At 38.5% G+C, this 14,571-nt stretch carries 13 protein-coding genes and 1 tRNA gene; 10 read left to right on the top strand and 4 right to left on the bottom strand.

What is annotated here, in order from left to right:
• Positions 1-11 precede the first annotated feature (11 nt).
• Positions 12-82: transfer RNA gene (locus ACLJX0_RS03390), tRNA-Trp, on the top strand.
• Between the two features lie 60 nt (positions 83-142).
• Here ACLJX0_RS03390 and ACLJX0_RS03385 read toward each other — a convergent pair.
• Positions 143-1,018, bottom strand: coding sequence for a helix-turn-helix domain-containing protein (locus tag ACLJX0_RS03385; RefSeq protein WP_410878441.1), 876 nt, complete (start codon positions 1,016-1,018; stop codon positions 143-145).
• A gap of 151 nt (positions 1,019-1,169) precedes the next feature.
• On the opposite strand from ACLJX0_RS03385, the gene ACLJX0_RS03380 reads away from it, so the two are divergent.
• From ACLJX0_RS03380 to ACLJX0_RS03350, 7 genes are read left to right on the top strand one after another with little or no spacing between them, the layout of a single operon-like run.
• Entirely contained in the window at positions 1,170-1,463 is a 294-nt protein-coding gene (locus tag ACLJX0_RS03380) for a hypothetical protein (RefSeq protein ID WP_410878440.1), read from the top strand.
• Between the two features lies 1 nt (position 1,464).
• Positions 1,465-1,833: a hypothetical protein gene (locus ACLJX0_RS03375; protein WP_410878438.1), complete on the top strand. Its 369-nt coding sequence runs from the start codon at positions 1,465-1,467 to the stop codon at positions 1,831-1,833.
• Between the two features lie 9 nt (positions 1,834-1,842).
• Positions 1,843-2,985 (top strand): glutathionylspermidine synthase family protein, encoded by a 1,143-nt coding sequence (locus ACLJX0_RS03370; RefSeq protein WP_410878436.1) that lies wholly within the window; start codon positions 1,843-1,845, stop codon positions 2,983-2,985.
• 47 nt (positions 2,986-3,032) lie between these two features.
• Positions 3,033-3,605 carry a pentapeptide repeat-containing protein gene (locus ACLJX0_RS03365; protein ID WP_410878434.1) on the top strand — a complete coding sequence of 191 codons (573 nt, stop codon included), beginning with the start codon at positions 3,033-3,035 and terminating at the stop codon, positions 3,603-3,605.
• A gap of 48 nt (positions 3,606-3,653) precedes the next feature.
• Positions 3,654-5,948, top strand: coding sequence for a hypothetical protein (locus tag ACLJX0_RS03360; RefSeq protein ID WP_410878432.1), 2,295 nt, complete (start codon positions 3,654-3,656; stop codon positions 5,946-5,948).
• Positions 5,949-5,959: 11 nt separating this feature from the next.
• Positions 5,960-6,715, top strand: coding sequence for an SDR family NAD(P)-dependent oxidoreductase (locus ACLJX0_RS03355; protein WP_410878430.1), 756 nt, complete (start codon positions 5,960-5,962; stop codon positions 6,713-6,715).
• A gap of 27 nt (positions 6,716-6,742) precedes the next feature.
• The gene (locus ACLJX0_RS03350) at positions 6,743-7,405 is read left to right on the top strand and encodes a WG repeat-containing protein (protein ID WP_410878428.1); all 663 of its coding nucleotides are present in this window, start codon (positions 6,743-6,745) and stop codon (positions 7,403-7,405) included.
• A 137-nt stretch (positions 7,406-7,542) separates the two neighbouring features.
• Here ACLJX0_RS03350 and ACLJX0_RS03345 read toward each other — a convergent pair whose 3' ends face one another.
• A complete protein-coding gene (locus ACLJX0_RS03345) occupies positions 7,543-9,423 on the bottom strand; it encodes a TonB-dependent receptor plug domain-containing protein (protein WP_410878426.1) in 1,881 nt (626 codons plus the stop codon).
• A gap of 211 nt (positions 9,424-9,634) precedes the next feature.
• Between ACLJX0_RS03345 and ACLJX0_RS03340 the strand changes: the two genes are divergently transcribed.
• Positions 9,635-11,227, top strand: coding sequence for a L,D-transpeptidase family protein (locus ACLJX0_RS03340; protein ID WP_410878424.1), 1,593 nt, complete (start codon positions 9,635-9,637; stop codon positions 11,225-11,227).
• Between the two features lie 110 nt (positions 11,228-11,337).
• On the opposite strand, the gene ACLJX0_RS03335 is transcribed toward ACLJX0_RS03340, so the two are convergent.
• Positions 11,338-11,781 carry a MoaF-related domain-containing protein gene (locus tag ACLJX0_RS03335; protein ID WP_410878422.1) on the bottom strand — a complete coding sequence of 148 codons (444 nt, stop codon included), beginning with the start codon at positions 11,779-11,781 and terminating at the stop codon, positions 11,338-11,340.
• Between the two features lie 158 nt (positions 11,782-11,939).
• Complete coding sequence (locus ACLJX0_RS03330; protein ID WP_410878420.1) at positions 11,940-12,704, bottom strand: murein L,D-transpeptidase catalytic domain family protein; 765 nt, start codon at positions 12,702-12,704, stop codon at positions 11,940-11,942.
• Positions 12,705-13,003: 299 nt separating this feature from the next.
• Between ACLJX0_RS03330 and gpmI the strand changes: the two genes are divergently transcribed.
• Positions 13,004-14,521 carry a 2,3-bisphosphoglycerate-independent phosphoglycerate mutase gene (gpmI, locus tag ACLJX0_RS03325; RefSeq protein WP_410878418.1) on the top strand — a complete coding sequence of 506 codons (1,518 nt, stop codon included), beginning with the start codon at positions 13,004-13,006 and terminating at the stop codon, positions 14,519-14,521.
• Positions 14,522-14,571 lie beyond the last annotated feature (50 nt).

The following is a 14,571-nucleotide window of genomic DNA, read 5'->3' as shown; positions in this document are numbered from 1 at the left end:
TTGAAACAAAAACGGGTGTAGTTCAAGGGTAGAATAGCGGTCTCCAAAACCGTTGATGGGGGTTCGAATCCCTCCACCCGTGCAAAAAAGTCCTTACCAATGGTCAGGGCTTTTTTATTTACTGTCAACCGTAAACCAGTTCTCACTGGTATCGCTTAAAGAATTCTTTAGGGGTTTCCCCCACTCTTTTCTTAAATAGTTTAGAAAAATAGGAATAGTCGTCATAGCCCAAAATAGATGCAATATCATTTAGGGGGTAATCCGTATAAATCATCATGCGTTTGGCCTCCAAAACCACGCGATCTAAGATAATATCCGTGGTGGTTTGATTGACCATTGTTTTACAAACGCGATTCAAGTGTTTTTGAGTCATATTCATCCAATTGGCATAAACCGCTGCTGATTTTTCTTCAGCAAAGTTTTTTTCAATCAATTCTTCAAACAACTGCAAATGGGTAGCATATAGGTTGTTGTTGATGGTCTTAAAAGTTTCGCCTCGCAACAAAATACGATTGGTTTGAATGTAAAACAGCAAGGTTAAACTCACCAATTGTTGATTGCGCTTCCACTGTTCTTGTCGCACTTCTTCCACCATGCGATGCAAGACAAAAGACAAAATCTGCGTATGCTCTTCATCTAAACATACGTGATTGGGATAAAAAGCTGAACGAAATACCGGATAATCCCGCAAAGATTCTTTCAACAAATACAAGTCGAGAAAATTCTGTGTATGAAAAAAGATGTAACCTTCAATATCTTCAGATAACTCCCAACTATGTGTCTGCCCAGGGGCTAACATAAAGACTGATCCTGGTTTTACCTCATAGCGGTTAAAATCAATTTCGTGAATCCCAGTTCCCTTTGTAAACAAAACCCCTACATAGAAATTGTGCTTATGTGGGCGCTCAATATGACTGTGGTTGTCAATAAGGTGTTGGGACAGCGTATTGGCATAAAAATCTGTCTGCAAATTATTATGCGTAATATCATTAATCTGTAAGATAGCGATTTCTTCCATAGCCTCCCTTTTACTAGCAAAAATAAAAAGAAATCTCACGTGTCCCAATTTAATTAACTATCTTACAAGAACTTTCATTTTCTCAAATAAGCATTGCATAAGCAAATTTTATTTTCAAACTTTGTTCCTCAATCTAAAAATAATTGCTCCAATGAAAAAAGCAATCGGAATCACGAGTTTTCTTGCGCTAATCACGGCCGCTTGTAGCCAACAACCGAAACAGAATTTAGAATCCCTTGATAAAAAATCCGCACGAGAAGTAACGTTAAAAACAATTTCTTCTGGCGATAGTATTTACCATATCACTGCTCAAACCATTTGGGTGAATGGCAAAATGGTACAACAAAAGGTGGACACAATCACCACAGCAAAAAATGTGAGCGACTGGGGGGATACTCAACCTACGAGCTTAGAGAAAATTCCAATTTACGTAACAGTAGAATAGTATGAAAAAAAGTAGTAAAGCCGTTTCTTTAGTTTTAATTACAGCTACGTTAGCTTCTTGTTCTAAACCTACTGAAACCAAAGAAGAACAACAACGCGTTTATATGCGGGCAGACAGTAGTGCACCCTATACAGAAGTAACGGATCAATACAATCAACAACGCAGTGGCGGTGGAATGGGAATGGGCAGTGCTTTATTATGGTATATGGCTTTCCGTCCAATGATGGGCGGAGGTATGGGCTATACCAGTCCAGGTATATCTCCTCAATCCAATGTAGGAACCAATACAGCTAAATCAGATGCCTATAAAAAACAAACAGCCCGTGGCGGGTTTGGTCACACGGCTAAGAGCAATTCTGCCGCTTCTTAATTGAACAACATGCAACTAAAATACCTTACACCAAACCCCAATTGGAAACAGCGATTGGAACAAAACGGATTTGGTTATCATACAGATGAAAATAACGTTCCCTATTGGATTGAGGACTACTACTACAGTATTTCTGAGTCTTTTGCGGATGACGTATACGCAGCTACTGCAGATTTGTGGGACATGTGCCTCAAGGCTGTAGACCACGTAATTACCCATAAATTATACGACCAATTTCAAATTCCCCTTTTCTTTCACGAGCACATTGAACGCTCTTGGGAAAAGGATGAATTGAGTATTTATGGGCGTTTTGATTTTGTATACGACACAGTACACAACCAGCTGAAAGTTCTCGAATTTAATGCTGACACCCCCACTTCTTTATACGAAACAGGTGTTGTACAATGGCAATGGATGGACACCTATTTTGGCACAACCAAGGATCAGTTTAACTCGGTACACGATCGTTTAATCGAAACATGGAAAGAAGCCAAAGCCTATCTAAAAGGGAATACCTTGCATTTCTCTTGCATGCGTGAAACATTGGAAGACTTAACCAATATGGAGTATTTACGTGATTGCGCCATACAAGCAGGTATTCCAACTAAGCTCATCTATATCGATGATATTGGTTGGGATGGAGAGACTTTTACAGATTTAGAGGATGAAATAATCACTGATATTTTTAAATTATATCCCTGGGAATGGTTAATCTACGAGCGCTTTGCCTTACACATTCCAAATGATATGGCCCAGGCACAATGGATTGAACCTTCGTGGAAAATGATTCTATCCAACAAGGCAATTTTACCTATTTTATGGGAGTTATATCCCAATCATCCGCTCTTGCTAGCGTCGTATTTTGACGAGCCTAAAGGCATGCAAAATTTTGTCAAAAAACCACTGCTCTCTCGTGAAGGCGCCAATGTTACTTTATACATCAACAACCAAATCGCAGAGGCAACTAAAGGCGACTATGGTGATGAAGGATATATTTGCCAAGCCTTAGCCAACTTACCGAATAAGGGAAAAGGCTATTTTATCATTGGTAGCTGGATCATTGGACAAGAACCTTGCGGAATTACTTTTAGAGAAAGTGATAAACGCATTACCACAGACAAAAGCCGATTTGTACCTCATATTATTGAATAACTCCTAAGCCTAATCTGTATTAGGCTTTTTTTACTCTTATACCGCCCATGATACCTGATTTTATCTACGACAAGACCTTTGAAAACGACATATTTGAGCTCAATAGTATCTCATTTAAAGAATATGAGAATTGTAAATTTATCAACTGCGATTTTACTGCTTGCTCCTTCTTATCCACGCTATTTATCGATTGTGATTTTAAAAATTGTACCTTTAAAAATGCAGCCGTTAATTATGTTGGATTGAGAAACTGCCATTTTCATACCTGTAATTTTACGCATGTAAATTTTACCATGATTGATCAAACGATTTTTGAGTTTTCTTTTACAGACTGCAACCTCGAATTTACCCTGTTCTATGGGTTAAATCTCAAGCGAACAACGTTTATTAATTGCAGTCTGATTAGTGCTGATTTTATGGAGGCAGACCTCTCCCAAGTCATGTTTGACAATTGCAACCTCTATCGCGCCAATTTCACCAAAGCGAAAGCGGAAAAAGTGGACTTTTATACCAGCTATAATTTTGATATTGACCCCGACTCTACCAAATTAAAAAATGCCATCTTTGCTAAAGAGGCTTTGGAAGGTTTATTGAGAAAACATCAATTGATTATAAAGTAAGTAACAAAAAAAATGTAACTTTAAGTGTAAACTTCTAGCAATGAAACAATGCAATTGAAAAAGAAACATAAAATAATAGGTGGTATACTCCTTGTTGCTGTAGCTCTTTATTGTTCGGGACAATGGATAATCAACCATCTTCTCAACCAGTATCTACCTGCGATTATTGAAGAGAAAAATGATTCTCCTTATGATTTAGCCTATAAATCTGTACACTATTCGATTGCAGAACGCAAACTGACGATTAAAGAAGTGTCGATTGAGCCCAAGGCCACAACAGTAACGGACACCTTATCATATCTCAAAGGACACTTACAGCAAATCGATATTCAACGCGTTGCCCTCTGGGACCTGATTAAAAGACATCATCTATCGGCTCAAGGGATTGCGATTATTCAACCTGATATTCAAGTTTTTCAACATACAACCGCAAAAGATAGCACGAAAGCATCTGCACATCAATTTATAGAAGCGATTGACATTAAAACCATCGAAGTAAAACAAGCCCATGTTGTACTACACGATGTAGAACAAAATCTGCGTTTACATGAGGTACACAACTTTAATGCCCTGCTTAAAGGCATTCACTTTGGCGTAGAAACCCAAGATAAACCGATTCCCTTTACCTATACGGACTATACGATTTCTTGTGATTCGGTAAATAGTTTAGTTTCTGATACACAGCGCTTGGACATCTACGGAATTCAAATTAATCCCAATCAAATTAGCACCAAGCGTCTGGCGTTAAAACCGTTAACAAAAACGAAGGATAAAGCCGACTTACCTCAGCAACTCTTAACCATAGAAGTACCTTCCTTGCGTTTAAAGGGCACCGACTGGGGCTATAAAAATCAATCCGACTTCTATTTGCACATTGATCAAATTCAAACTCCTGTAGTAGAAGTCCTTGTTGAAGCTAATCCGTTATCAACCCGTAAGAAGGAAGTCAAAACAGCGGTTAACCCTAAGCTATTGCCTTTTGATTTAACCATTCACTCCATTGATATGGATCGTATTCAAATCAATTCCCGCAATCAATGGATTGTCAACCAAGGAAGTTTACACCTCAAACGCGTTACCAACAAAGCGAAAGAACAACTTCATATTGGAGCGCTTTCACTCCATCAACCTGTCATCGCTTTACATCAACCCGATAAAAAGACAAAAGCGAAAACAAAGACACCTAAAGTAGATGTATTTTTTGACGATTTAGTCCAAATTGATACTCTTGCGATTCAGAACGGAAACTTTAGGTCGGTTGCAGGAAAAAACAAAACGCAAATCTTCCAAGCCAATGCATTGGAAGCGGCACTCACCCATATTCAGATTGATGAGCATACTCTAACACAAACGTTGCCTTTTACTTACCAAGGCCTTGCCTTTTCCGCCGATTCTATCCAATGGGATACGGGACAATTTTACAACCTTAACATTGGAAAAGTACAAGGTAAAAACAATCGCTTGACCTGTACTAATTTTGAATTCTTACCCAAGTACAGCCGCAAAAAAATGGTGAGTATGTTTAAATATGCGGACGATATATTTACAATTAAAACAAAATCTATTACCTTAGATCACTATACCTGGGGCTTTGATTCGCAAGCTGTTTTATTTTTTAAGGCAGACCAAATTCACCTAGATCAGGTTAATGCCAATATCTTTCGCGATAAAACCCCAACCTTTAATATGAGCATCAAACCGTTGTTCAGTAAAAAGCTACGCGACATTCCTTTTACCCTGGAAGTTCAACAAGTGCGCATCGCCAATACAACCTTAGAATACGAAGAATACGACCAAAAGGCAGTCGCACCAGGAAAATTAACCTTTGGTAATTTTAATGCCGTGATTCAAAATGTGTACAGCGGATATCAACGCAAACAAGTACCTACAACGACCATTGCAGTGGATGCCAGATTTATGAATGCTGCTCCCCTCCATGTTGACTGGTCCTTTAATATTCTCAACCGAAATGATGCCTTTCAAATTAGCGGAACCATAAAGAATTTTCCAGCTACAGCCATGCAACCGTTTTTACAACCGTATGTCAAAGCCTCTACAGAAGGGAATCTAGATTTGGTAAAATTCAATTTTACTGGAAACAACAAAGTTGCCACAGGGACTTTCGGTATGAATTACAAAGATTTAAAGGTAACTTTATACCGTAAGAATGGAGAAAAAAAACGAAAGATACTTTCCAAAGTGGGTAATTGGTTCATTCACAAAAACTCCGCAGGAGAATTTAAAGAAGTGGAGATAAAAAAAGTCGATCGCATAGAGGAAAAGTCTTTTTTCAATTACCTTTGGTTATGTATATTACAAGGTCTAAAACAAACTATATTATAACACCCTCGCATATGAAAACCGTATTTATCACAGGAGCATCTTCTGGTATTGGACAAGCTACAGCAAAAGCATTAGCACCTAATCATCGTTTAATTCTTTGTGGAAGAAGAAAAGAGCGATTAGAAGCCTTAGCTCAGGAGTTAAATCAAATCACTGAAACCCATATCCTAACCTTTGAAGTTCGCAATAGAGAAGAAGTATTTCAGGCTGTCGCTTCTTTACCTGAAGCATGGAAAGCCATTGATATTCTCGTTAACAATGCAGGAAATGCACATGGTCTATCCTCTTTTCAAGATGCAGACTTGGAAGATTTAGAAGCGATGATTGATATCAATGTCAAAGGATTAATCTACGTGACAAAAGCTGTTTTACCTTTGTTATTAGCTCATCAAAGAGGAGGACATATTGTCAACCTTTCTTCTATAGCAGGAAAAGAAACCTATGCCAATGGCGCTGTTTATTGTGCTTCTAAAGCAGCAGTAGAATCGATTTCAAAAGGTTTGCGTATTGATTTAAATACAAAGGGAATTAAAGTAACTAATGTAGCACCTGGAGCGGTGGAAACCGAGTTTTCTATGGTTCGCTTTAAAGGAGACCAATCCAAAGCCAATCAAGTATATAAAGGATATGCCCCTTTAACTCCCGACGATATTGCCAATGCTATTGCTTATGTCATCAATCAACCCGATCATGTGCAATTGGCCGATATGACCATTTTTCCAAAAGCACAGGCTAGTGGAACTACCTTTTACCGAAAACCTGAATAGTGCAAACGATTTAAAATCAATCACTTTATGAAACAAATTCTTGCAATTAGTCTTTTTGTAGGACTTCATTGCACCTTTAGTTTATCACTCCACGCAAGTGAAGCTAAAAGCGCTTGGAAGGAGCATCTCATTCCTTTAGTACAAGCGACCTCCGATACTGTTTTTATCGATTTAAAAAACGACCCTGATTTTAAATTCGCAACTAATTTACGCTGGTTTCAAGACCCCGAACTATCTCTTTTTGGCATTAAAACCAAAACTGGCGACCTCTTTATTGAACCGTTGTTTCATCAAATAGAATCCTTTGTTGATAATGTATCTATTGTCACCTATGAAGGCTATCAAGGAGCGATTAACGACAAAGGAGAAGTGGTTATTCCTTATATTTATGAAGAATTACAAACGAGTAGTGAAGAGCGAATTGCCTTTTATGAAGGAGGATTATGGGGCTTTTTCTCCACAACGGGAGACCAAATCATCCCCGCTTCCTATGAGTTTGTTGGCAATTTCTCTGAAGGATTAGCCCTTGCTTCCAAAGACAATTTATTCGGTTATATCAACAGACAGGGAAGAGTCATGATTCCCTTTCAATACGAATATGCAAGTAGCTTTGAAAATGGACAAGCCCAAGTAGAAGTAAAATTCCGCGCGTTTACCATTAATAAAAAGGGAATGAAAATTAGTGATTAGTGATTAGTGATTAATCGTGATGCGTAATGCGTGAAATAGAAAATGGGAGAAGGAAATAAGAAAGCAGTAGAATCTACGCTTTTCTCATTTCTCTTCTCCCATCTCCACTAAGCAACTAACTAAAACATTCGTATAGTTTACAGCCCATCAAATTTTATCCCTAGAGTGAACCATCTACCTGGCATAGGCACAGCGCCTGCCTCAATATAGGTTGTATCAAATATATTCTGAGCATCTATATAGAACTTCAGCTTATCCAAGGCATAGTTCAGACGAATATCCGTAATCCAATAACTCTTATAGGTCAATCGTTCGTTGAATCGATTGGCTAAGGTTACACTAAATTTATTTTGCGTATAATTTACCGTCCCAACGACTTGATGTTTCAAGCTCTCTAAAGAATACTTAGAAAGTACTCCCGTTCCAGCTTTGTTTTCAATAGTTGGTGATAAATAGGTATAAGAAAGCCCTAAATTCCAGTGAGAAACTGCTTCTCCTAAGCGATAACGCAAGGCTGCATTCATCCCTTTGGTCTTATTTTTTGAAGCGTTATACGGTTGATAGGGCTGATTCGTATCCACGCGAATCCAATCCACAAAATCATCAATATCGCGATAGAACACAAAGGCCTCTGCTTGAAAACGATCCTTTCTATACTTTCCACCTACTTCCACTTGGTAGGCTTTTTCTGGAGATAACTCGGGATTTCCGATGTTTCCAGGGCGTTGATCTAGGTACAAATCTGTAAACGACGGAATTCTACTTGCTGTTCCAGCATTAAACGTTGCTTGCCAATGCGGAGTAAACGAATAGCTAGCATCAATTCCAGGAAAAAACTCCCATCCGTATTTCGTATTATAGTTGATATAAGCCCCAATATTCACGTCAAGCTTCTCAAACCAATCGCGCTGAAAAGCGGCAAAAAAGCCGTAATTACTCTTACTGTGGTCTCCAATATTGGTGGAATTAATTTCTTCGTAACGCATTTCCCCACCAAAGGTATATTTTCCGTAATCTGCGGTATATTCTCCATTAACATTGGACGTAATCGCATGCGTATAATGTCTGCTTCTGGCCACATCCAAACGCTGACGGTAATAGCGATAATCATCAAAATTATAGCGATAGGCTACACTGGGCATCAAAGTCAAGCGATCAGATAAATAGTGACGAGAACTCAAGTTAAACATTGTCGTACTGACAATCTCCTTGGATTCTTTATCTCCAGGTGCTGCATAAAAACCATTTGCCCCAAAAGAGCTATTGGCATGTCCCGCTAAAATCATAAACATATTTTGATCGTTGGGTACAATATTACCTTGGTAAAACACCTTGTTATTGTGATAAGCAGTATTGTAACGGTATCCATTACCAGAATCGTGACTAGCAAACAACAAGTGATTGTCTTTCTCGCGCACAAAGGTTCCCCCTAGTTGAACACCGCGATTATTATACGTTTCGTTGTGGTCTTCTTCCTTGTCTTTTTTAAAGCTAGAACCGCCGTACACAGCGGCAAAAATCCCATCTTTTTTTGGATTCTTCGTTACAATATTCACCACACCGGTCAAGCTATTAATTCCGTATAAACGCGCAGAAGGGCCACGTACAATCTCAATGCGTTCTACTGCTTCTAAGGGAACAGGAATATTCAGTGAATTATGCCCCGTTTGAGGATCCGAAATCTTTTGACCATTTAACAAGAGGATATTCTGTTCAAAACTTCCCCCATCAATACTCAAATCCGCTTGTGTGCCGTTGGGACCACGTTGTCTCAAATCTACTCCTGCAACAAAACTCAATAGCTCATTAATCGAACTGACTGGTAGTTGCTTGATTTGATCCTGACCGACCACCGTTATATTGCGATTCTTTAACGTACTGGGAAGTTGCAAACGTTGATTGTAAATAACAATCTCCTTCATCGGATTTGCTTCGGTTGTTGCACCCTTGTCTTGTGCATAAGAAGCAACAGACAGAAAGCTACAAAATGTTAAAGCAGCGTAAAATTGACGTTTCATAAAATAATAAGTATTCCATTTGTATGCAGCAAATGTAGGAGGAGATTTCACTCCCCTTCTAGTCCAGTTTAAAAATAGAAAACAGTCCGGTTTTTTACTTCCAAAAATATTAGTTTATTCCCTCCATTTTAGGACTTCTGTCAAAACTCAAACAACAATCATATCCTAAATGTAAATTATTTTCAGTATTTTTGGTTTATAATCTTGCTATATGATTAAGAAATTACTACTCCCAACCGTGTTGCTTACTTGCGTGCTCTCCTCTTGTGGCGAGAGAAGCAAACAGGCCATGCGAGTCATCTATGGTGAAAATGAAATTGTTGAAGCGCTAAATGAAGTGCCCAACATTCAATTTGATTCCCTACAAACCAGCGCACTCCAAGAAGATGTTCGTCTTTTTTACAAGAACAACGACTATCATTTGGGCTGGTTTCATGCCGATAATCGTCAACAACTGATTGAAAGTGTAGCTGATTTGAAATATGATGGAATCAACATAACTCCAAAATCCTTGGACACACTCGTCAATTTAAATGCGACCTATGAGCAATTGAAAGAAACCGATAAAATTCAAGCGGATTTTTTATTTTCCACTATGTATGTCAATACCTTAGACCATTTGTTTAACGGTAGCATACGAGCCAAACGCCTCTATGGTGATTGGGAAATCACACCTAAGCCGTTAAATACGAGTGCAACTATGCTATTGGCCTTAGAACATAAAAACATTGGGCTCACCTATGACAGTATTCGCACCAAACAACCGGTATACACCCAATTGAGAAATAAACTTTCCTCTTATTATGCCTTAGAAAAAGATAGTTTAAAACCGTTCAAACAAGCGAAACTAAACGATACAATTCCCGAGCTTATCGCCTTAAAAAAACACTTGATTTTCTTGGATCAGTTAGGGGATAGTATTGAAACTAATGCTATTTACGACCAGGGAACGGCGCAATCAATTAAAGCATTTCAAACCCAAAAAAAATTAAATGCGACAGGCTTTACCGATACCAAAACCATCGATGCTTTGTTGCGGGAAGAAAACAAGTTAAAGGAAAAAATCATTGTCAATTTAGAGCGTTGGCGCTGGTTTCCACGTGAATTTTCATCTCATTATATTTTGGTGAATATCCCAGCCTATAGTTTAGTTTCTGTATCCAATCAAGACACCATCCAACAGCATAAAGTTGTAGTGGGAACTGCTGCACGCAAAACGCCTATTCTAAGTTCAACCTTAACAACCGTGGTATTAAACCCTACATGGACAGTACCACCAACCATTAAAAAGAATGACTTAGTTCCGAAAGCTTCCAACGATCTCTCCTATTTTTCGCGATTAAATTTCACGATTTACAACAGTCAAGGAAAAGTCGTTTCTCCTGAAAATTGGGATGCAAGCAAGGGAACGTCTTACCGTTACGTGCAAAAAGGTGGTCAAGGGAATACATTAGGACGTGTGAAATTTATGTTTCAAAACAACCACGCAGTTTATTTACATGATACCCCTAGTCAATGGGGCTTTGCTCGCAACAATCGAAATTTGAGTTCAGGCTGTGTACGCGTACAAAATCCTTTTGATTTAACCTCGTATATTTTTGAACTCGCTTCTCCTAATCTAACCAAAGAAGATGTAGAAAAAATTGTCGCTACACAAGAAACGAAGAGTGTATCGGTCAGTGATACGCCTATTGATGTTCACTTGTTGTACTGGACGGTTCAGGTAGATTCAAAAGGACATATTACGTATTTCCAAGATATATATAAATACGATGAAGAACTCTATAAACGCTTAAGTAAATAAGCGTGTCTTCTATAACATAAAAAAGCCTGCAGTTAACACCTACAGGCTTTTTTTATGTTCTGTTTCTATACGATGCGCATCAACAAGCACGATATCGATGACCTCATCTCTTATTCTTCAAAAGCAAAAGTAGCCGCTGTAGCTAAAGAACCGCGTTTTCCGCGTTCGCTCTGATCATCACCAAAACTTAAAAAAGCTTCTACCTTGCCGTTTTCTACATCAATAACTTGGCTTACGGTAAAGCCATCGGCTTCAATCCAGCTCAGGAAAAAGATATGATCATTGATGCGCTTATAACTCACCGCCTCTTCTCCTTCAGCAACTTTTCCCTCTTTACTCACCGTTTTCCAATGCAAGCGGTTTTCAGACTCATACGTCATATAAGCCGTAAAATCAGGATAGGTTAAAACACCTTTTTTACCTATTAATTCTGTGGGAGCAACAGTAGATACTTCTACTTCTTTTGGCGCTGTAGCCCCTGTTGAGCTTTCTTTTTGCGAACAAGCGACCAAACTCATGGACGCCAGTACAAGTAATACAGCTGTTTTCTTCATCCTCATTTTTGTATTATAAATTAAACTTTTTAGACTGTTTCTATTCAAAAGTACAACATAATCTTTTTTCTATTTCTATATTTTTTATCCCTCTTCAAAAAAAAATGCCTGTCAAGTTTAGCACTTGACAGGCATTTTTTTTTATTATTTCATTATATTTAAATTAAATATCTAGATTTTTTCAAATAATCTTGTTGAGCAGAATAAATAAACAGACAAGACTCATCTTTGATTAGCTCAATCAATTCTTTGTTTACTTCGTTTGGAACTGCGGGGCAACCATAGCTTCTTCCCAATCTTCCTTGTTTTAACGCCAAGGCTGGTGAGGCATAATCTGCACCGTGAACTACAATTGCACGCGCACGTGCATTATCGTTAATCCCTTTTTCTAATCCATCTAAACGCATAGAAAAACCATTTCCCCCTTGATAGGTTTCTCCCGTTTTATAAAAACCTAGACTACTCATATGCGAATTAATGCGATTCGAAAAAGCCGTAGCAAACTCGTCTCCTGTCTTTTTACCATGGGCAACGACAGATTCTAACAATACGGTATTTTGTTCCATATCAATGACCCACAAACGCTTTTGGGTAGAAGAAACACTAAAATCAACAATCGTCAATTTATTATTTTTAATTAGTCCTTCTTCTTGCATTTTGAAATAGCCTTTTAATGCCATGGTAAATACTTTTTCTGAAGGAGCATTAAATGCTTTTACGTCTAAGGTTTGGAACAGCATATTCGCTTTTAAAGCAAAATGCTCTTCGGCTGTTACTTCTCTTTTTTCTACTTTCTCTGTATCTTCCGTTCGGTCTACATCCAATTGAATGGAAGGAAGATCAAATTGTATTGAATTTTTGGCAATACCTGCACCAACTAAAACCAAAGCGGCTGAAGCCACTATCCACTGCTTGTAATTCATTATTTTGTATTGAAATAGGGGTTATTTTTAATTACGAAGTCGTAAAAATAAAAAAATATTCTTACTAAACAAATGATTATCACCCCTCTATATGAACAATTATGATTTTTTTTATCATTATCTCCAATTTGAGATTTTTTTTTACGCAAAAATCACAATTTCCTTAAAACTTCAAAGCTCAAGAACAGAAATGGATTTTTTTTTAAATAAAATACAGGAATCTCCCCTCAAAAAGCAGAAGTTAACTATACAATCTGTAAATTTGTCTTAGGATAAATCTCAACCATAAAAAACACAACATGAATAAGAAAGTAATTTTAATGATACTGGATGGCTGGGGGAAAACACAGGACCCTAACGTATCAGCCATCGCACAGGCACATACACCTTTTATAGATAGTTTATATACGCAATATCCTAATACATATGTATTAACTGACGGACTCAATGTAGGTTTACCAGAAGGTCAAATGGGAAATTCAGAGGTAGGTCACATGAATTTAGGTGCTGGACGCATTGTTTACCAAGATTTGGTCAAAATCAATATGGCAGTGGAGCAAAAAAACATTGCTCAAGAACCAGCCTTACAAAAAGCCTTTGCCTATGCAAAAGAAAACCACAAAAAAGTACACTTTTTAGGTTTACTATCTGACGGTGGAGTTCACTCACATGAGAAACACCTATACGGTTTACTTGACGCAGCTGTAGACTATGGTTTACAAGATATCTTTGTTCACGCTTTTACAGATGGACGTGACGTAGATCCTAAATCTGGGGTAAAACACTTGGCAAACTTAACGGAACACATCGCCTATTCGCCTGCTAAACTTGCTTCGGTTATTGGACGCTACTATGCCATGGATCGCGACAAACGCTGGGAGCGAATAGCCAAAGCGTACCATTTATTAGTAGAAGGAAAAGGAAATCACTCTACCGATGCAGTAAAAAGTGTAGAAGCCAGTTATGCCAATGATGTGACAGACGAATTTATCGAACCAATCGTCATGGTGGACAAAGATAGCCACCCCCTGGCGACCATCGCGGCTGACGATGTAGTGATTTTCTTCAACTTCCGTACCGATCGCGGGCGTGAATTAACGCAAGTGCTTTCGCAAGATAACTACCCTGAGCATGGCATGAAAGCACTACCCTTGTATTTCGTTACCTTAACCAACTATGACGATACCTTCCGCAACGTACACGTGGTGTATGACAAGGAGAATTTACATCATACACTAGGGGAAGTCATTGCACACCACGGAAAAAAACAAATTCGCATTGCCGAAACGGAAAAATACCCACACGTTACCTTCTTCTTCTCTGGAGGAAGAGAGTTGCCTTTTCCAGGTGAACAACGTATTTTATGCCCGTCACCCAAAGTAGCGACCTACGACTTGCAACCCGAAATGAGTGCGTTTGATTTAAAAAACGCCTTGATTCCTGAATTGCAAAAGGGCGAAGTAGACTTTGTCTGCTTAAACTTCGCTAATGGCGATATGGTTGGACATACGGGAGTAATGGAAGCAGCAATCAAAGCTTGTGAAGCGGTGGATCAATGTGTCAAAGAAGTCATCGAAGCGGCTTTGGCCAATGATTATACTACTATCGTATTAGCCGATCACGGAAACTGTGAAACCATGTTGAATGAAGATGGTACACCGAATACGGCACATACCACAAACCCAGTGCCGATCATCTTAGTAGATAAAGATATTAAAACAATCAATCACGGCGTTTTAGGTGATCTTGCTCCAACCATTCTAAAATTGATGGGCTTACCTCAACCCGAAGAAATGACAAGACATTCGTTAGTATAAACAATGAACACATACCCGTTTTCTTTGGGGTGCGTCCATAATGAGTCCAT

This window comes from Myroides sp. DW712 (assembly GCF_046557355.1).
Classification (GTDB): domain Bacteria; phylum Bacteroidota; class Bacteroidia; order Flavobacteriales; family Flavobacteriaceae; genus Flavobacterium.
This window is presented reverse-complemented; position numbering and strand designations above follow the sequence as displayed.

Bases quoted from the DNA above. Each gene is read 5' to 3' on its own strand.
- ACLJX0_RS03345 (WP_410878426.1), bottom strand. From the start codon at position 9,423: ATGAAACGTCAATTTTACGCTGCTTTAACATTTTGTAGCTTTCTGTCT.
- ACLJX0_RS03360 (WP_410878432.1), top strand. From the start codon at position 3,654: ATGCAATTGAAAAAGAAACATAAAATAATAGGTGGTATACTCCTTGTT.
- ACLJX0_RS03380 (WP_410878440.1), top strand. From the start codon at position 1,170: ATGAAAAAAGCAATCGGAATCACGAGTTTTCTTGCGCTAATCACGGCC.
- ACLJX0_RS03340 (WP_410878424.1), top strand. From the start codon at position 9,635: ATGATTAAGAAATTACTACTCCCAACCGTGTTGCTTACTTGCGTGCTC.
- ACLJX0_RS03370 (WP_410878436.1), top strand. From the start codon at position 1,843: ATGCAACTAAAATACCTTACACCAAACCCCAATTGGAAACAGCGATTG.
- ACLJX0_RS03375 (WP_410878438.1), top strand. From the start codon at position 1,465: ATGAAAAAAAGTAGTAAAGCCGTTTCTTTAGTTTTAATTACAGCTACG.
- gpmI (WP_410878418.1), top strand. From the start codon at position 13,004: ATGAATAAGAAAGTAATTTTAATGATACTGGATGGCTGGGGGAAAACA.
- ACLJX0_RS03385 (WP_410878441.1), bottom strand. From the start codon at position 1,018: ATGGAAGAAATCGCTATCTTACAGATTAATGATATTACGCATAATAAT.
- ACLJX0_RS03330 (WP_410878420.1), bottom strand. From the start codon at position 12,704: ATGAATTACAAGCAGTGGATAGTGGCTTCAGCCGCTTTGGTTTTAGTT.
- ACLJX0_RS03355 (WP_410878430.1), top strand. From the start codon at position 5,960: ATGAAAACCGTATTTATCACAGGAGCATCTTCTGGTATTGGACAAGCT.
- ACLJX0_RS03365 (WP_410878434.1), top strand. From the start codon at position 3,033: ATGATACCTGATTTTATCTACGACAAGACCTTTGAAAACGACATATTT.
- ACLJX0_RS03350 (WP_410878428.1), top strand. From the start codon at position 6,743: ATGAAACAAATTCTTGCAATTAGTCTTTTTGTAGGACTTCATTGCACC.
- ACLJX0_RS03335 (WP_410878422.1), bottom strand. From the start codon at position 11,781: ATGAAGAAAACAGCTGTATTACTTGTACTGGCGTCCATGAGTTTGGTC.